At 62.9% G+C, this 18,568-nt stretch carries 13 protein-coding genes; 8 read left to right on the forward strand and 5 right to left on the reverse strand.

Annotated elements, in window-relative coordinates:
- The first annotated feature begins 56 nt into the window (after positions 1-56).
- Entirely contained in the window at positions 57-2,417 is a 2,361-nt protein-coding gene (locus BLQ92_RS10725; RefSeq protein WP_090684192.1) for a PAS domain S-box protein, read from the forward strand.
- A 16-nt stretch (positions 2,418-2,433) separates the two neighbouring features.
- On the opposite strand, the gene BLQ92_RS10730 is transcribed toward BLQ92_RS10725, so the two are convergent.
- The 4 genes from BLQ92_RS10730 to BLQ92_RS10745 all read right to left on the reverse strand — a co-directional run bounded on the left by BLQ92_RS10730 (position 2,434) and on the right by BLQ92_RS10745 (position 5,752).
- On the reverse strand, positions 2,434-2,661 hold the full coding sequence (locus tag BLQ92_RS10730; protein WP_090684838.1) for a sulfurtransferase TusA family protein: 228 nt from the start codon (positions 2,659-2,661) through the stop codon (positions 2,434-2,436).
- A gap of 157 nt (positions 2,662-2,818) precedes the next feature.
- Positions 2,819-3,856 (reverse strand): Gfo/Idh/MocA family oxidoreductase, encoded by a 1,038-nt coding sequence (locus BLQ92_RS10735; protein ID WP_090684839.1) that lies wholly within the window; start codon positions 3,854-3,856, stop codon positions 2,819-2,821.
- Positions 3,856-4,878, reverse strand: a complete 1,023-nt coding sequence (gene iolG, locus BLQ92_RS10740) for an inositol 2-dehydrogenase (protein ID WP_090684194.1) — start codon at positions 4,876-4,878, stop codon at positions 3,856-3,858. Before iolG ends, BLQ92_RS10735 begins: the two co-directional genes overlap by 1 nt.
- A complete protein-coding gene (locus BLQ92_RS10745; RefSeq protein WP_090684196.1) occupies positions 4,871-5,752 on the reverse strand; it encodes a MurR/RpiR family transcriptional regulator in 882 nt (293 codons plus the stop codon). The genes iolG and BLQ92_RS10745 overlap by 8 nt, the downstream gene beginning before the upstream one ends.
- A 279-nt stretch (positions 5,753-6,031) precedes the next feature.
- On the opposite strand from BLQ92_RS10745, the gene BLQ92_RS10750 reads away from it, so the two are divergent.
- From BLQ92_RS10750 to iolB, 7 genes are all read left to right on the forward strand, one after another.
- A complete protein-coding gene (locus BLQ92_RS10750; RefSeq protein ID WP_090684198.1) occupies positions 6,032-7,078 on the forward strand; it encodes a sugar ABC transporter substrate-binding protein in 1,047 nt (348 codons plus the stop codon).
- 204 nt (positions 7,079-7,282) lie between these two features.
- Positions 7,283-8,452 (forward strand): ABC transporter permease, encoded by a 1,170-nt coding sequence (locus tag BLQ92_RS10755; RefSeq protein WP_090684200.1) that lies wholly within the window; start codon positions 7,283-7,285, stop codon positions 8,450-8,452.
- Positions 8,453-8,466: 14 nt separating this feature from the next.
- Positions 8,467-9,297 (forward strand): ATP-binding cassette domain-containing protein, encoded by an 831-nt coding sequence (locus BLQ92_RS10760; RefSeq protein WP_090684203.1) that lies wholly within the window; start codon positions 8,467-8,469, stop codon positions 9,295-9,297.
- An 88-nt stretch (positions 9,298-9,385) separates the two neighbouring features.
- Positions 9,386-11,410: a bifunctional 5-dehydro-2-deoxygluconokinase/5-dehydro-2-deoxyphosphogluconate aldolase gene (locus BLQ92_RS10765; RefSeq protein ID WP_090684205.1), complete on the forward strand. Its 2,025-nt coding sequence runs from the start codon at positions 9,386-9,388 to the stop codon at positions 11,408-11,410.
- The gene (iolD, locus tag BLQ92_RS10770) at positions 11,407-13,368 is read left to right on the forward strand and encodes a 3D-(3,5/4)-trihydroxycyclohexane-1,2-dione acylhydrolase (decyclizing) (RefSeq protein ID WP_090684208.1); all 1,962 of its coding nucleotides are present in this window, start codon (positions 11,407-11,409) and stop codon (positions 13,366-13,368) included. The genes BLQ92_RS10765 and iolD overlap by 4 nt, the downstream gene beginning before the upstream one ends.
- 10 nt (positions 13,369-13,378) lie before the next feature.
- Entirely contained in the window at positions 13,379-14,305 is a 927-nt protein-coding gene (gene iolE / locus BLQ92_RS10775) for a myo-inosose-2 dehydratase (protein ID WP_090684210.1), read from the forward strand.
- A complete protein-coding gene (iolB, locus tag BLQ92_RS10780; protein ID WP_090684213.1) occupies positions 14,302-15,099 on the forward strand; it encodes a 5-deoxy-glucuronate isomerase in 798 nt (265 codons plus the stop codon). The genes iolE and iolB overlap by 4 nt, the downstream gene beginning before the upstream one ends.
- A 694-nt stretch (positions 15,100-15,793) precedes the next feature.
- Here iolB and BLQ92_RS10790 read toward each other — a convergent pair.
- Positions 15,794-18,406, reverse strand: a complete 2,613-nt coding sequence (locus BLQ92_RS10790) for a hypothetical protein (RefSeq protein ID WP_244896635.1) — start codon at positions 18,404-18,406, stop codon at positions 15,794-15,796.
- Positions 18,407-18,568 lie beyond the last annotated feature (162 nt).

The following is an 18,568-nucleotide window of genomic DNA, read 5'->3' on the forward strand; positions in this document are numbered from 1 at the left end:
CCCTCCGGTCTTGGCGGGCCGCCGCAGCTCCAAAGACAGTCAAATCGGGAGTCCGTATGCCGAATGAACGGCAGTCAAACGATACGATCCAGCATTGGACGGACAATTGGGTTGCCTCTGTCTCTGACTATTCAGTCTTCGTGGTTTCCGTGGACGGCCAGATTCTGACCTGGAATCCAGGCGGAACGGCGCTCCACGGATACCTGCCGCACGAAATCATCGGCCAGGCGCTGGAGATCCTCTATCCAGACGAGGATCAGCAAAAGGGCCTGCCTGCTGCCGACCTCGAGATCGCTCGACGCACAGGCCGTCACAACACCGAAGGGTGGCGGATCCGCAAGGACGGTACGGCGTTTTGGGCCAGCGTCGTGATCACCGCATTGCACGCTGCCGACGGGCAGCTTGCCGGCTTCGTGAAGATCGTGCGCGACATCACGGATAAAAAGGCCGTACACGACGCAGTGCTCGAAAGCGAGCGGCGCTTCCGCATGCTGGTTCACGGCGTGACCGACTACGCGATCTTCATGCTCTCGCCGGAAGGGATCGTCACGAACTGGAACTCGGGCGCCCGGCGGATCAAGGGCTACACGGCAAACGAAATCATCGGCTCGCATTTTTCGCGCTTTTACTTGCCCGAAGACGCCGCAGCAGGATTGCCGCAGCGCGGGCTGGATGCTGCCGCGAAGGATGGGCGCTTTGAAGCGGAAGGATGGCGGGTCAGGAAGGACGGCACGCGTTTCTGGGCGCACGTGGTGATCGACGCGATCCGGGAAGAGGATGGCACGCTGGCTGGATTTGCCAAGATCACGCGCGACATTACCGAGCGGATGGAAGCGAACCGGCTTCTTGAAGATGCAAGGAAGGCATTGTTCCAGTCGCAGAAGATGGAGGCGATCGGCAAGCTGACGGGCGGCGTTGCGCACGACTTCAACAACGTCCTGCAGGTATTGCGCGGCAACCTCGAACTGCTGGAGAGGCGTCATGCCGGTGACGTGTGGACCCGCGAGCGGCTGGACAAGGCGGTCGATGCTGTCGAGCGCGGCGCGAAGCTTGCCTCGCAACTGCTCGCCTTCGGCCGGCGCCAGCCCCTGCAACCGGTTGTGATCAACCTCGCCGCCGCCATTCGCGGCATGGACGACCTGCTGCGGCGCGCCCTGGGCGAGGCCGTGGAGATGGAAACCGTGGTGGAGGGCGGTCTGTGGAACACGTTTGTCGACATCCACCAGCTCGAAAATGTGATCCTGAATCTGGCCATCAATGCGCGCGATGCAATGCCGGATGGCGGCAAGCTGACGATGGAGCTGGCCAACGCGATGCTCGACGCCGATTACGTCGCCGGTGTGTCCGAGGTGCCCGCAGGCCAGTACGTGATGCTGGCCGTGACCGACAACGGTACGGGGATGCCGCCTGACGTGGTTGAGCGGGCATTCGAGCCATTTTTTACAACGAAAGCGGAAGGCCAGGGGACCGGACTGGGTTTGAGCACGGCATATGGCTTCGTGAGGCAAACTGGCGGTCACGCCCGCATCTACAGCGAGGTGGGATACGGAACGACGGTCAAGATCTACCTGCCGCGTTCGACCGAAACCGCCGTCGAGCCCCCACCGAGGCCGAGCGTCAAGCTGCAAGGCGGAACCGAAACGATCCTCGTCGTGGAAGACGACCCGAAGGTGCAATCCACGGTGGTCGACACGCTATCTAGCCTCGGTTACCGCGTACTGAAGGCGGACAGCACCGAGCAGGCGCTGACGGTGATCCGCAGCGGCGTTCACCTGGACCTGCTGTTCACCGACGTTGTCATGCCGGGGTTGCCGCGCAGTCCCGAGATGGCGGCCCAGGCGGTGCAGCTCCTGCCGGGCCTGAAGGTGCTGTTTACTTCCGGCTATACCCAGAACGCGATTGTTCATGGCGGACGGCTGGATCCCGGCGTCGAGCTGTTGAGCAAACCATACAGTCGCGAACAACTGGCCTACAAGATCCGCCAGATGCTGAACCCGGCCAGCGCGACCGCGCGCCGCCAGGAGGCCACGCTAGCGGCAGCAAACCCAGGCACGACCGGTCTGCGCGTGCTTCTGGTCGACGACGACCTAGCTTTACTGGAAGCCACGAGCGAATTGCTGAAGATGCTCGGCCACGTTCCGGCCATGACCGACTCGCCGGACGAAGCGTTGCGCTGGCTTGGCGAGCGGACCTTCGACGTCTTGCTGGCCGATCTCGCCATTCCTGGCAAGTCCGGTATCGAACTCGCGGAAAAAGCGGTGCAGTTGCAGCCGGGGTTGCGCGTGATCTTTGCGTCTGGCAACAAGATGCCCGAGGCGCCGGCGCTGACGTTCTGCTGGAAGGCGTTACGCAAGCCCTATACGTTAGACGAACTGAGCCGGGTACTGGATAGTTCCCGGTGCAATTTCCAGGCTTAGCCAGGTTTAGCCGCGCTCAGCGGCGCCGCATCAGAAACACGAACACCTTGTCCTGGGTCGAAACTTCGACGATTTCATTGCCCGTCTGCTTGGAGAACGCGGCGAAATCGCGCTGCGAGCCGGGATCGGTAGCGAGCACCTTGAGGATCTGGCCGCTTTCCATGTCGGCGAGCGCCTTTTTGGCGCGCAAAATGGGGAGCGGACAGTTCAGCCCGCGCGCATCGACTTCCTTGTGAACCTGAATTTGCATCGACGATGACCTTCGGGATGAGGCGCCGCGAACGACGCCGGACAGAGGGCCAAATTCTACCGCAGCCGTCATATCCGCGCCGATGCGACGCGGATATGACGGTCATCACGGCAGCCGCCTTCGCAACCGTTCGCAGCTCCTTCTCAGCCCCTTACAGCGTCACCGCCTGCCCGGTCTGCAGCGACTGGCGCAGCGCGCTGCCAATGCGCGTCGCCTCCAGCGCGTCGGCCAGCGTCGCACCTGCGGACGCACCGCCCTGCACCGCGGCGACAAAGGCCCGTGCTTCGTACAGGAAGGCGTCCTCGAAGCGATCGAAGAAGGTCGGTGTACATTCGTTGCGAATGCCGCTCGCGTCCGTGATTTCGACGCGGTTCAAACGCGGGTTGTGGCCGATCGCCAAAGCCCCCGCCGTGCCGATCACCTCGCTGCCGGTGTCGTTACCGTGCGCCATGGTGCGCGAGGCGTAAAACATGGCAAGGCGCCCGTCCTCGAATTCGCAGATCGCCACGCCGTTATCGACGTCGCCGAATTCGCGCAGTCCTTCATGCAGCGCAATCGTGCCGCTGGCAAACACACGTTTGGCGCGCGGCTTGCCGAGCAGCCACCGCGCCACGTCGATGTCGTGCACGGTGCAGTCGAGAAAAATCCCGCCCGAGGTCGGCGCGAAGCGCACGAAAAAGCCATCCGGATCGTTCTTGTCGGTGGTTTGCGAACGCACCAGGAACGGCCGGCCAATCACGCCCGCCTCGATCTTCTCAAACGCGTCGCGATAGCTCGGATCGAAACGGCGCATGAAGCCGATGGTCGCCTGTAGATGCGGGCGCTCTTCGGCCTCCGCCAGCACGCGCTCGCACTCGGCCAGATCCAGCGACAGCGGCTTCTCGCAGAACACATGCTTGCCGGCGCGCAACGCGTCGACAATCTGTTGCGCGTGCAAGGCCGAGGGCGTAACGAGCCACACCGCGTCGACCTCGCGGTCTTCGAGCAGCGCTGCGTAGTCCTTGTACAAACGCGGGGATGGCAACGCCTGAGCGGCCCAGGCAAGCTCTTCTTCAAGCGGACTGCAGACCGCCACGAGCGCGGCACCCGGCACGCGATACGCCAGATTCTCCGCGTGACGCTTGCCGAGCCGCCCCAGCCCGACTACACCCACCCGCACCGGTTGCCGGCTGCTAGAGGCCGCCGTCATCATGCGCCCTCCCCGAGCCGCACCGGCTGCCCTTCGCGCCATGAGCGCGTCGCCGCGTCCGCCAGTTCGAGCGCCTTCAAGCCGTCCGCCACGGTGGTGCGAACCGGCTTGCCATGCGTGATCGCTTCGAAGAAATGTGCGATTTCCGCCGCGTACGCAGCCCGGTAACGCTCGAGGAAAAACGCTTCGGGCACATCGCTCGAAACTTCTGTCTTCGAATACGCCACCACCTCGGTGGGACGCACGTTGCCGGCTTGCAGCATGCCGGTGCTGCCGAGCACTTCGAAGCGCTGATCGTAGCCATAGGCCGCGCGCCGCGCCGTGTTGATCTGGCACAGGCGTCCGCTCTTCGTACGAATCGTCACGGCGGTCGAATCGATGTCGCCCGCTTCGGCAATCGCCGGGTCGGTGAGGCAACTGCCGGTCGCGTGCAGCGTCTCGGCTTCGTCGTCGAGAATCCAGCGGAAGATATCGAAGTCGTGGATCAGCATGTCCTTGAAGATGCCGCCCGAATGCTTGATGTATTCGACCGGCGGTGCGCCCGGATCGCGGCTCGTGACGATCAGCATTTCCGGCGTGCCGATCTCGCCCGCGTCGATGCGCGCTTTCAGTGCCGCGAACGTAGGATCGAAGCGACGCTGAAAACCAATCATGCACACCACGCCCGCTTTAGCCACCGCGTCCGCGCAGGCACGCGCACGTTCGAGCGTCAGGTCCACCGGCTTTTCGCAGAAGACATGCTTCTTCTGCGCGGCCGATTGCTGGATCAGGTCGGCATGCGTATCCGTGCTCGAGCAGATCACGGTCGCGCCGACCGAGGCATCGCCCATGGCGCCGTCGATATCCGCCACCTGCGCGCCATGCAAGGCGGCAAGCGAGGCTGCCGCTTCCTTGTTCACGTCCACCACATACTTGAGCCGCACGCCCGGTTGCCGCGCCAGATTGGCCGCATGAATCCGGCCGATGCGCCCCGCGCCGAACACCGCTACGTCGATTGTCTTGCCGCCTGCAACATCAGTCATCGTATCCTCCAGTGTCTTTCGATTCTTCTACGTTCAATTCGAGCTTGTACGCGAGCGCGATGAACAGCGCCTGGCACAGGCAGATCGTGCTGGTCAGCGAGCGGAACGCGAATGCGCTCCCCTCCTTCACATAAAGTTGCGTGGTGGCGTAGCGCGCGAGCGGCGACAACTGGCTGTCGGTGATTACCAGTGTCTTCGCCTGATGGTGATGCGCCACGCGCAGGCAGTACTGCGTCTCCTTGCCGTACGGCGCGAAGCTGATCGCGATGACTACATCGCCCTTCCTGACGCTGCGGATCTGCTCGCGATACATGCCGCCGAAGCCGGACACCAGATGCACGCGCTTGGGCGTGTGCTGCAGCGCATAGACGATATAGCTCGCCACCGGAAACGAACGCCGCACGCCGACTACGTAGATGTTGTCGGCCTGCTGCAGCATCTTCACGGCGGCGTCGAACTCGGCGTCGTTGAGGCCCGCTTCGAGTTCATCGAGGCCGCCGCGGCAGGCCGCCACGAACTCGCGCGCGACCGCGCCACCGGACAACGCCCCCGGCTTTTCGTCGATCAGCTTGCGAATGCGCTGCTGATAGCTCGGCGACGAAGTGCCCTGCCCCGTATACGCCTGACGAAACACCGCCTGCAGATCGGAGAACCCGGAAAAACCGAAGCGCTGCGCAAAGCGCACGACCGCTGACGGATGCACGCCGCAACTCGCCGCGATATCGCTGGTGCGATCCACCATCACGCTCGAGCGATGCTGCTCGATATAGGTCGCGACGTTCTTCAACTGACGCGGCAACGACTCGTAGTTTTCTGCGATGCGCTGCATCAAATCTTCGACACTCGGCAATTCTTCTGTACTGTCTTCCGCCATGGCTCTTCCTTTGCTGCTTTATTGCACTGCAGAACGGCCTCCACAAAGGCTCTGTGCACTGCGCTGACGTTGCCGATTATAGGCAGGCGCCCCGTCAAATGGAACATATTTTCCATTTTTCTTTGTCATGAAATTTTCATTGCAACACGACTAAAGATGGCCTAATCTTGGTTCTGAGCGATGGTGTTGCGAGCAGGCGTTGAACGCTTAGAGGGCTCGCAGGTATCAGGACACGCCAGACGCTCCCTTCAATAACGAAGACCGAGAAAGGTGGAGACAATGAGACTTTGCAATGGCAAGGCAACGCTGAGGATTCTGGTAGCGGCACTAGCAATGACGGCGGGATTGGCTGCCACGACCGCAGCTCGCGCGGCCGATGCGCACTTCGTGTTGATCAGCCACGCACCGGATTCCGACTCCTGGTGGAACACCATCAAGAACGCCATCAAACAGGCCGACGAAGACTTCAACGTCGAGACCGACTACCGCAATCCCCCCAACGGCGACATCGCCGACATGGCACGCCTGATCGAACAGGCAGCGGCGCGCAACTATGACGGGGTGATCGTCACCATCGCCGACTACGACGTGCTGAAAGGCTCGATCCACAAGGTCACCGAAAAGCACATTCCCCTCGTGACGATCAACTCGGGCACCGAGCAGCAGAGCGCCGATCTGGGCGCGATCATGCATATCGGCCAGCCTGAATATACGGCGGGCAAGGCCGCCGGCGAAAAGGCCAAAGCCGCAGGCGTCAAATCGTTCCTGTGCGTGAACCATTACGCCACCAACCCGGCCTCGTTCGAACGTTGCCGCGGCTTTGCCGATGCGCTTGGGGTCGACTTCAAGAGCTCCACGCTCGATGCCGGCACCGACCCGACCGGCATCCAGTCGAAGGTCAGCGCGTATCTGCGCAATCACCCGGACACCGGCGGCGTGCTGGCGCTGGGGCCGCTGTCGGCCGCGCCGACCATCAAGGCGCTGCAGCAGATGGGTCTGGCCGGCAAGATGTGGTTCGCGACTTTCGACTTTGACGACGACATCGCCAAGGCCATCAAGGACGGCACGATCCAGTTCGCCATCGACCAGCAACCGTACTTGCAGGGCTATATCGCGGTCGCCGTGCTGGCCATCGTGAAGCACGATCACACGACCGACCCGGTGAAGATCCGCCAGATCCTGCAGGCCAATCCGAAGTTCCAGGCGCGTCTGTCCACCTACGGGCTCGCCCCTTCGTATGGACCGCGCAATATCGGCTCCGGTCCGGGCTTCATTACCAAGGAGAACATCGACAAGGTAGTCAAGTACGCAGGTCAGTACCGCTAAGCAATGTTGCATTGAGTTCGGGCACGGCAGAGCCGTCCCGGCAGGCATGAAGGAAGCGCGTGCGGCCAGCCGCCACTGGCCAGGCCGCACCCGTTTCCCTTCGCAAGGTGTTACTCGCACTTCACTTGCATTTCACTTGTATCAAGCGCCTTTGCGCGGAGCGTCGCCACGACGCCATCCGCCGGCGCATCAAGGAGAGCTTCAATGGGCGTCGCCAACCCTTTCCACGCCAAACATCCCCCTTCTGAGCAGGACGCCGCTGCAGCTGCGTCCTCAGGCGCCTCGGCCGCCGACGAGCGCGTGCGCCGCGAATCGTGGTTCAAGCATCTGCTGAGCCGGCCGGAGTTCGCCGCTCTCGCCGGCACCGTCATGGTGTTCCTGGTGTTCGGGCTTGCCGCCGGCAACTCGGGCATGTTCAACCTCGACGGCGTGATGAACTGGTCGCAGGTTGCCGCGTACCTTGGGATTATCGCGGTCGGCGCCTGCCTGCTCATGATCGCCGGTGAGTTCGACCTCTCGATCGGCTCGATGATCGGCTTTTCCGGCATGATGGTCGCGCTGCCCACCATGTACTTTCACTGGCCGATTGCGCTGTCGATCCTGTTCGCGTTCGCAGGCTCGATGCTGCTGGGCGCCCTCAACGGCTACCTGGTGATCCGCACCCGCCTGCCCTCCTTCATTGTGACGCTGGCGTTCCTGTTCATCCTGCGCGGCCTGACTCTCGCGCTCTCGGTGATGTTTGCCGATCGCACCATCATCTCCGGCGTAGGCGACGTCGCCGCGCAGGACTGGCTCGCGCATACGCTGTTCCAGGGCGTCGCCTTCAAGGGACTGTTTACATGGCTTGGCCATATTGGCCTCGTCAAACTGCTCGACAATGGCATGCCGCTCGTGCCGGGGATTCCGAAAGTCCTGCTGTGGTGGTTCGCGCTTGCCGCTATCTGCGCATTCACCCTCGCCAAGACGCAATTCGGCAACTGGATCTTCGCTGTCGGCGGCGACGCCAATGCCGCGAAAAACGTCGGTGTGCCGGTGCGCCGCGTGAAGATCTCGCTGTTTGTCCTGACCGCGTTCTGCTCGTGCCTGTACTCCGTACTGCAAGTGTGCGACATCGGTTCGGCAGCAGCGGACCGCGGCCTGCAAGCGGAATTCGAAGCCATCATCGCTGCGGTGATCGGCGGCACCTTGCTCACTGGCGGTTATGGCTCGGTAGTGGGGGCAAGCTTCGGGGCATTGATCTTCGGCGTCGTGCAGATCGGCATCACCTATACGAACATCGATTCGGACTGGTTCCGCGTGTTCCTCGGCGGCATGCTGCTGTTCGCAGTGCTCTTTAACCACTACGTGCGCAGCCGCGTCGCGGCGTCCCGCTAATCGAAGAGGTCACGATGGACACCACCCAGAATACGGCACCAGCTACGGCACAGCCGGCCACAGGCGACTATATCCTCGCGCTCGAGAACGTGAGCCGCTACTTCGGCAACGTGATTGCGCTAAAGGACATCACCCTGCGGCTCAAGCGCGGCGAAGTGCATTGCCTGCTCGGCGACAACGGCGCGGGTAAATCCACGCTGATCAAGACACTGGCCGGCGTGCATCAGCCGAGCGAAGGCACCTACCTCGTCGACAGCAAGCCGGTGCGTTTCACCTCGCCGAAAGACGCGCTCGATCTCGGCATTGCGACCGTCTATCAGGATCTCGCACTGGTGCCGCTGCTTTCGGTGGCGCGCAACTTCTTCATGGGACGCGAGCCGCAGAAAAAGTTGTTTGGCTTTATCAACGTGATGGATCTCGATCATTGCGCGAGCGCCTCGCGCGAGAAGCTCGCGGAAATGGGCATCAACGTGCGCGACCCGCATCAGCCGATCGGCACCATGTCGGGCGGCGAGAAGCAGTGCCTCGCGATTGCGCGGGCGATTCACTTCGGCGCACGCGTGCTGATTCTCGACGAACCGACCGCCGCGCTCGGCGTGAAGCAGAGCTTTAACGTGCTGAAGCTGATCCATACCGCGCGAGCCAAAGGCATTTCGGTGATCTTCATTACGCACAACGTACACCACGCCTATCCGATTGGCGATTCGTTCACGCTGCTCAACCGCGGCAAGTCGCTCGGCACCTTCACCAAGGACACCATTACCAAGGACGAAGTGCTCGACATGATGGCCGGCGGCGCCGAAATGCAGAAGATGATCGGCGAACTCGAAGGCGCGACGATCTGACTTGCGCTACGCCGCAGGCGCGGTTTTGACGCGCGCCCGCGCCGCGACGTAGTGCGTCAGTCAGGCACCAGGACATACAGGACATTTCATGGCTCTCACCAGCACACCCACGTCTTCCGCAGCCAGCCGTTTTGCAGCGGGCCGCAGCCGCGACATTATCTGCCTCGGCCGGCTCGCGGTCGATCTCTACGCCCAACAGGTCGGCGCGCGGCTCGAAGACGTGTCGAGCTTTGCGAAGTATCTCGGCGGCTCGTCGGCCAATATCGCGTTCGGCTGTGCCCGGCTCGGACTCAACTCGGCGATGCTCGCGCGGGTCGGCAACGACCATATGGGGCGCTTCCTCACCGAAACGCTCACCAAGGAAGGTTGCGACGTCAGCCACGTGCGCGTCGACCATGAACGGCTGACCGCGCTCGTACTGCTCGGCCTGAAGGACCGCGATACCTTCCCGCTGATTTTCTACCGCGAAAACTGCGCGGATATGGCGGTAGACGAAGCCGATTTCGATGAGGCCTTCATTGCCTCATCGAAGGCGCTGCTGATTACCGGCACGCACTTCTCCACCGAACAGGTGAACCGCGCAAGCCGCCGGGCGCTCGATTACGCGCGCCGCAACGGCGTGCGCACCGTGCTCGATATCGACTACCGTCCCGTGCTGTGGGGCCTCACCGGCAAGGCCGACGGCGAAACCCGTTTTGTCGCGAACGAAGACGTCACCGCGCACATCCAGCGCATCCTGCCTTTGATGGATCTGGTGATCGGCACTGAAGAAGAGTTCCGCATCGCGGGCGGCAAGACCGAACTGATCGATGCGCTCGCGATGGTGCGTGCCGTGACGCCGGCCACGCTGGTGGTCAAGCGCGGTCCGCTCGGCTGCCAGATCATCGACGGCGACGTCCCTGCTTCGCTTGACGATGCGCCCATCCAGGGCGGCGTCGAAGTCGAAGTATTGAACGTGCTCGGCGCAGGCGATGCATTTGCCTCGGGCTTTCTGTCGGGCTGGCTGCGCGACCAGCCTCTCGAAGCATGTGCACGCGCCGCGAATGCGAGCGGCGCGCTGGTCGTCTCACGGCACGGTTGCGCCCCGGCGATGCCCACGCCTGCCGAGCTCGAGTATTTCCTCGCCGAAGCGAAAGCCGACCCGCAGCGCATGCGCCGCCCCGACCGCGACGCGAAGCTCGCGCGACTGCACCGCGTCTCCCCTGCCCGCAAGCAATGGGACGAAGTGCTCGGCTTTGCCTTCGATCACCGCAACCAGTTCTTCGACCTGGCCCAACAAACCGGCGCGGACGAAGCACGCATCGCGCAGTTGAAAAGCCTGTTTGTCGACGCCGTCGCGCAGACCGAAAGCGCGCTCGGCTTGCAGGGCCGCATCGGCGTGCTGATCGACGACCGCTATGGCCAGGACGCGCTGAACGCCGCCACCGGCCGTGGCTGGTGGATCGGCCGGCCGGTGGAACTGCCGGGTTCGGTGCCGCTCGTGTTCGATCATGGACGCTCGATCGGCACCACGCTCACCAGTTGGCCACAAGAGCATGTGGTGAAATGCCTCGTGCAATACCATCCCGACGAGCCGATCGAGCAGCGGCTTGAACAGGAAGCACAGTTGCGCGCGCTCTACGATGCGACCCAGGCGAGCGGCCATGAACTGCTGCTCGAAGTGATCCCACCGAAGCACGCCAATCTGCCGAGCGGCTCTGACACCGTGTATCGCGCGTTGAAGCGTCTGTACAACATCGGCATCTACCCGGAGTGGTGGAAGCTCGAGCCGATGGAAGCCGCGCAATGGCAGGCCGTCGATGCGCTGATTGCCGAACGTGATCCGTATTGCCGTGGCGTGGTGTTGCTCGGGCTGTCGGCGGCGGTCGAACAACTCAACGAAGGTTTTCGTGCGGCGGCGCAATCGGCAACCTGCCGGGGCTTCACCGTCGGCCGGACGATTTTCCACGAACCTAGCCATGCGTGGCTCGCAGGCTCGATTGGCGACGACGAATTGATCGCGCGGGTACGGCAAACCTTCGAAACACTGATCGCCGCATGGCGCGCCACGCGCGGCAACTCTGCGGCGCACAGCACGACGCCGCCTATCGTTCACCAGGAGCAGGCTGCATGAACCAGCGCATCTTGCATCACGATCCGGCCTCCACCCATCATGACTCCGCTGCTACATCGCCTGCGCCGACGTCGGGCACGCTGCGGCTTACCACCGCGCAGGCGCTCGTGCGCTACCTCGCCGCGCAGCGTGTCAGGAGCGAAGACGGAAGCGGCACCGAGCCGCTGTTCGGCGGCGTCTTCGCGATCTTCGGGCACGGTAACGTCGCGGGGATTGGCGAGGCGTTGTACCAGCATCGTCATGAGCTGCCGACGCTGCGCGCGCACAACGAGCAGGCGATGGCACACAGTGCGATTGCGTATGCGAAGGCGCATTTCCGGCGCCGGATGATGGCGGTCACCACCTCCATCGGCCCCGGCGCGACCAACCTGCTGACCGCCGCAGCGCTCGCGCACGTGAACCGTTTGCCGGTCCTGCTGCTGCCCGGCGACACGTTCGTCTCGCGCGCACCCGACCCGGTCTTGCAGCAGGTCGAAGACTTTCACGACGGCGGCATCTCGGCCAACGATGCGTTCAAACCCGTCTCGCGTTACTTCGACCGCATCGTGCATCCCGCGCAATTACTAAGCGCGTTGCCGCGCGCGCTGCGCGTGCTGACCGACGCCGCCCTGTGCGGCCCGGTCACGCTGGCATTGCCGCAAGATGTACAAGCCGCCGCATGGGATTTCCCCACTGACTTCTTCGAACCGCGCGTGGTCGGCTTCCATACGCCTGCGCCGATTGCCGAAGAGATTAACGCCGCGCTCGAACGCTTGCGACGCGCGAGCCGGCCGCTGATCGTCGCCGGTGGCGGCGTGCTGTACGGGCATGCCACCCAGGCGCTGCACGCGTTCGCCACCTCGTACGGCATCCCCGTGACGGAAACCCAGGCAGGCAAAGGCACGCTGCCATGGAACGATCCGCTCAACGCGGGTGCGCTCGGTGTGACCGGATCGCCCGCAGCCAACGCCCTCGCGCACGACGCCGATTGCGTGCTCGCCATCGGCACGCGTCTGCAGGATTTCACGACCGGCTCGAACACGTTGTTTGCGCAAGCCGACGTGATTGGCATCAACGCGAATGCGTTCGACGGTCTCAAGCATCGCGGCCTCGTGGTTCAGGCCGATGCGCGCCAGGCACTCGACGCGCTCGCGGCCCAGCTCGGCGGCTGGCATGCCGATCCTGGGTGGAGCGCACGCGCGCGCAAGCTCGCCGCAGGCTGGCGCGACGCAGTGGGCATGCTCACGCATGCGCCGCAACACGAGTCCGTCTTGCCGTATGACGCGGATGTGATCGGCGCGGTGCAGCGCTCGAGCGCGATATCGGCCACCGACGATATCGTCGTGTGCGCGGCGGGCACCCTGCCCGCCGAGTTGCACAAGCTGTGGCGCGCGGGCCGTCCCGGTGCGTATCACGTCGAGTACGGCTATTCGTGCATGGGCTATGAAATTGCCGGTGGGCTCGGCGCGAAACTGGCCCGCCCCGAGCGCGACGTGATCGTGATGGTGGGTGACGGCAGCTATCTGATGATGAACAGCGAGATCGCCACCTCGGTGATGCTCGGCGCCAAGCTGATCATCGTCGTGCTCGACAATCGCGGCTACGGCTGTATCAACCGCCTGCAACAGGCCTGCGGCGGCGCACCGTTCAACAATATGTTCGACGATTGCGAGCAAGGTCCGCTGGGCGCGCCGCCGATCGATTTCGCCGCGCACGCGCGCGCGCTCGGTGCGCAAGCAGAACACGTCGCGAACATTGCCGAACTCGAAGCGGCCCTGCAACGCGCACGCGCTGCCGACCGGACGTATCTGATCAGCATCGACACCGACGCCGCCCGCACCACCGACGATGGCGGCTGGTGGTGGGAAGTGGCCGTGCCGGAAGTATCGGAGCGCGACAGCGTACGCGCAGCGCGTGCACGATACGAAGCCCAGATTGCCGAGCGCGCCCAGGGCGCCGGCGACACCGCAAACGATTGAGGACACTCGCATGACTCAGTTCGAAGTACGCATTGGCATCAACCCGCTGTCGTGGATGAACGACGACCTGCCGTCATTGGGCGGGGAAACACCGCTCGAGGTGGCGCTGACCGAAGGACGCGCGATCGGCTATGACGGGTTCGAGCTCGGCAACAAGTTTCCGCGCGAACCGCTGGCCTTGAAAGCGCTGCTGGCGCAATACGACCTGGCGCTCGTCTCCGGCTGGTATTCCGGCAAGCTCGCGCAGCGTAGCGTGGAAGAAGAGATTGCCTCGGTGGACTCGCACCTGGAACTGCTGTCGCGTAACGGCTCGACGGTGATGGTGTACGGTGAGGTAGCCGATTCGATCCAGGGCGCCCCGCAACCGCTCTACCAGCGCCCGCGTTTCTTTAGCGAAGCGCAGTGGGATGCATACGCGGCCCGCGTGGACGAATTCGCCCGCTATACGTTAAGCCGCGGCGTGCGGCTGGCGTACCACCACCACATGGGCGCCTACGTCGAGACGCCGGCCGACGTCGACAACCTGATGTCGCGCACGAGCAAGGCCGTGGGTCTGCTGTTCGACGCGGGGCACATTACGTTTGCCGGCGGCGATCCACTGACGGTGCTCGACAAGCATATCGAGCGCGTGTGCCACGTGCATTGCAAGGACGTGCGCCCGGCGGTAATGAAACTGGCGCGCAACCGCAACTGGAGTTTTCTGGACTCGGTGATCAACGGCGCGTTCACGGTTCCGGGCGACGGCGCAGTAGATTTCCCGGCGATTATCGAGCGCTTGAAACGGCATGGGTATCGCGGCTGGCTGGTGGTGGAAGCCGAACAGGATCCGGTGATTGCGCCGTCGTACGCGTATGCGGAGAAGGGATACCGGACCTTGCGTTCATTGGTGGATGCGCCGCTCGATGCGGGGACATCTGCCACGAAGGAGGCAGCATGAGTTTGCTGGTGAAGGCACAGCGCGAAGGCCAGACGATCGCGCGGGTGACGCCGGAGACGGCGACATGGCGTTATGTCGGTTTTGCGGCTTATCGGTTGGGCACGAACGAGGTCGTGCATGTGTTCGAGGCGGCGCGCGAGGTGTGCATTGTGGTGCTGGCGGGCGCGGTGGATGTCGAGACCGCGGATCAGAAGTGGAGCAGTCTTGGCTCACGCGACAGTGTGTTTGAGGATGCTGCGCCGTATGCGGTGTATTTGCCGCCGGGGGTGCGGGCGACGGTGCGGGCGGTGCGCGACGCGGAGGTGGGGGTGGCTAGCGCGCCTGCCAAGGGTGAGTTTCCTGCACGGTTGATCGAGCCATCGCAAATGAAGCGCTCCGCGCGGGGTAAGGGGCTCAATACGCGGTACGTATGCGATATCTTGCCGCAGACTGAGGCTGCGGAGTCTTTGCTGGTTGTGGAGGTTCGGACGCCTGGTGGGCATGCTTCGAGTTATCCGCCGCATAAGCATGACTGCGATAACGTGCCGTTTGAGAGCTCACTGGAGGAGACTTATTATCATCGGCTCGATCCGGCGCAGGGGTTTGCGTTTCAACGGGTTTATACCGATTCGAGGGATATCGACGAGTCCATGGCTGTTGAGGATCATGATGTTGTTATGGTGCCTCGTGGGTATCATCCGGTTGTTGTTCCCTACGGGTATGATTCGTATTACCTCAATGTTATGGCTGGGAAGCAGCGGGTTTGGCACTTCAAGAACGATCCGGCTCATGAGTGGATTATCAATAAAGAGTGATGGTGTTTTTGCCTTGCAGGGGGCTTGGGTTTTTGCCTGCGGCGCCTTGTGCTTGGTGGTTTGGCTTACGGTGTTGGCCTTTCCTTGTATTCTTATCGGTCTATTAGCTTCGCCCCTGTGCGGGGCGGCACCTACTTTCTTTGCCGCCGCAAAGAAAGTAGGCAAAGAAAGCGGGCTGACAACCGCTAGCTCGTAGCGAGCCATCTCTCTTTTGAGCCGGAAACGGCCCAAGACGAGACCTGCCCTCACATTTCCACCGTTAGTGACACAGCGCTCATCCACCCCACTCCGCACTACGTGCGTCGCGGATGGGTTTGCAAGGGAAAACGGACAAGCCGCAATAGTTAGAACACCTACTGAATTTGCAGAAGGCGCTATGCCCAACGGCGGGGCGCGCAGCGCAACGCTGGAACGGATGACACCCTTGTCACGAACGCCGGCGGTGCGAGAGCAGGTCTCGTCTTGGGCCGTTCCCTGTGGCAGACCGAGATGGCTCACTACCAACTTGCGGGGTGAGCCCGCTTTCTTTGCCTACTTTCTTTGCGGCGGCAAAGAAAGTAGGTGCCGCCCCGCACAGGGGCGAACCTAATAGACCGATAACAATGCAAGGAAAGGCCAACACCCCAAGAACAACCACCAAAATCAAGGCGCCGCAGGCAAAAACCCAAGCCCCCTGCAAGGCAAAAATCACTAACTACTTCCCCCGCGCCAGATCAACCCTAAGCCCCCCATCCTCCCCCATCCAGACCCGCCCTTGGGCAACATCCCGCCGGTAGGCATAAAGCTCAAACCGCATGCCGTCAGGACGAGAACTATCCAGTATCAAAGTCCGCGCATTAGTGACCAGCGAATCAAACATCTTGATATCCCCAGACTCGATCCAGACAAAACTCTGCCCAGCCCCCGCAGGTGGCCTCCCAACCACACTCCCACTCTCGCGCCGAAACTTAAGCACGAGCCCCTCATCCGTCACGGTGGCACTCGCCAAATGCCCCTGCAAAACCGGTGGCGGAAACACCGTGTACTGATCGAACACCAGTTCGTTCCCTTGCAACGCAACCCCCTTCCGCACGAAGGGCGTCAACGACGCCAGCGGTATGTTCAACGCCCTCAACATCCCCGCCTGCGGCACACCCAACACCTTGACAGACGTCGGTGCATACACGAGATGCCGCTCATCCCGCGCCACGATCGTCCCGCTCATCGTCGTCGGCAACCATACGCCAGGAAAGTGGTTCCATAGCTTGATCCCGCCCGTCACCTGCAGCGCGCCATTCTCCGGCGTCAACGTCAGGTCGTTCAGCGAACGCGGCTCGTAGTCCAGCAGATAATCGTTGAACAACGCCGCCATCGCCGGCCACGGTTCCACTACTTCACCACCGATGATGTGAATGTCGTATTGGTTCGGATCATCCAGATCGACCGGCTGGCCCGGCTTCTTTGGCACCATCTGCGCGTCGAGCGAACGCACGTGAAAGCCGATCCGACCCGAGACGAAGAAATCCACGTTCTGCATATGGATCAGTGGCGCCGGTCCCGACGAGTGTCGTTCGTCCGTGATCGCCGAACCCGGCGTCAGCGCGTTCGCGCCGGAAAACGCCGTCCGCGTGCCGACCGGAATCGCGCGCGCCGCCATCGAGCGCAACTCAGATGGCACACTCTGCCACTGCGTTCGCGCCGCCGCGAGCGAAGCCTGTTGCGAGCGTATGAAGCTGTCGTTATAGCGCGCGCTCGCGCTGCCGGTCTGCTGCGCGACATCGTGCGATGCGCTAGCCAGCTTGTCGAACGACGGTAGATGCACATCGAGCGCGCCCGTTTCGTCGAACGTGAAATAGCCCGCCGCCATCTGCTCGCGGTAGTGATACAGGTCCAGCACGAACGGGGCATTGGTGTCCGTCGGCGTCAGCGCCATGTCGATGTTCATCGGCATCGAGCGCATGAACTTTACGTCGCCGCCCTCCACCAGTATGCCGCGCGGCGGCATCGACGCAGGCCACGCAATGTTTTGCAGCGAATGGTCGTCAAGCGTAAAGCGCACGCCCGCCGCCGAAGTGTCGATGTGCGTGATCGTCATGCGTAGTGCCGGCGGCGGCGTGAGTTTCGCCACCTGCATGACGACGTCGTCGCCCTCGAGACGCGCAATCGGCGTGTCCACTTTCAGCAGGTCCGCCATTTTGACGTGTGCAGCCTGCATCAGCTTGTCTGCGGCGACCCCCGCCACTTCCACGTGGTCCGCGTGGAACACCAGTTCTTCCCGGTTGCGCATCGACAGCGTGCCGCTCAGTACGATCGGCACCCAGCTATCGCGGTGCATTTCGCCAGTAATGCGCAGCGTGCCGCCGTCCTGCGGCACCACTCGCATCTCGCGTAGCGGCGAGCCCTGGTACTGGAACAGGTAGCGGTTGAAAATTGCCGTGAGCCTGGCGCTGTCGAGCGTGACGTCGCCACGGTGCACGCCGATTACCACGCTGGTCGGATCGTCGAACACAATCGGCGCGCCGGGGTGCGTCGGTGTCAGCGTCGCCGCCATGTCGTGGATCATGAAGCCGATGTCCCCGGTGACACGGAAATCCACGTCGCGAGCAAGCATCATCGAGCCGTCGATGCCCGAATCGCGTAGTGTCAGCGGACGCACACGTTGCTCCGTGAGACCACCGGCCATGGGCACGCGCCCGGCAATGCGCTGTTCTTCCGCAAGCTGGCGTTGCTTGGCAAGTTCGAGTGCAGGATGTGCGGCAGGGACGTTTCCGGAGGCAAGCGTGGAGGATGCATTGCCCGATGCAGATGGCGAGGACGCGTTCTCAGCGAGCTGCGCGGATGGGTCATCACTGGGTATAGACGGAGTGGAAGGCTTAGCCGTTCCATCGCTTAACGATGCATTCGCAGCGGAGGCAATTTTCGCGTCAGACGACGATGCAGCGAGCGCCGCAGCCTGCTGTGCCTGTGTCAGCCGCGACGGTGCAGGCAATCCGTCGGTGCTCATCGCAACGGCGTTCGGTGCAGCGGCGCTCGGCCCGGACGTCGCTGTGGCGTCGCTCGCAGACGAACTCGCATCCGCGCAGGCCGAGACGAGCAACGTCATCGTCATCGTCACAAGCACAGCACCTGGCAAATATCGCGCGTACCTTCTTGGCCTTGCCACTCGCCGCGACAGAACGTCGAATGCAACGGTCCAGTCCGCCCGCCAACCCTCGCCCATCGACCAGGAAGCGATTGCCTCGACGAGCCGTCGAAGTGTGTCCGATACGCGCCCCAGCACCATCAGTACGCCGTAGCGCCCTGTGGTCTCCGTCTTTGCACGTCGCATGATGTCTCCTCCCTCCCGAGGCCGCGGCACAACTTCGCATGCGCAGCACAGGACTGTGTATGGCATGGCGAGGACAGTCTGAAACACCGTGCAGCCCGCTCGCGCCTATCACCTGATTGTCTGTATTTGTCGCGGCGTTGCCGACAAGATTTCTGGAGGACG

It is taken from the genome of Paraburkholderia phenazinium, from assembly GCF_900100735.1.
Classification (GTDB): domain Bacteria; phylum Pseudomonadota; class Gammaproteobacteria; order Burkholderiales; family Burkholderiaceae; genus Paraburkholderia; species Paraburkholderia phenazinia.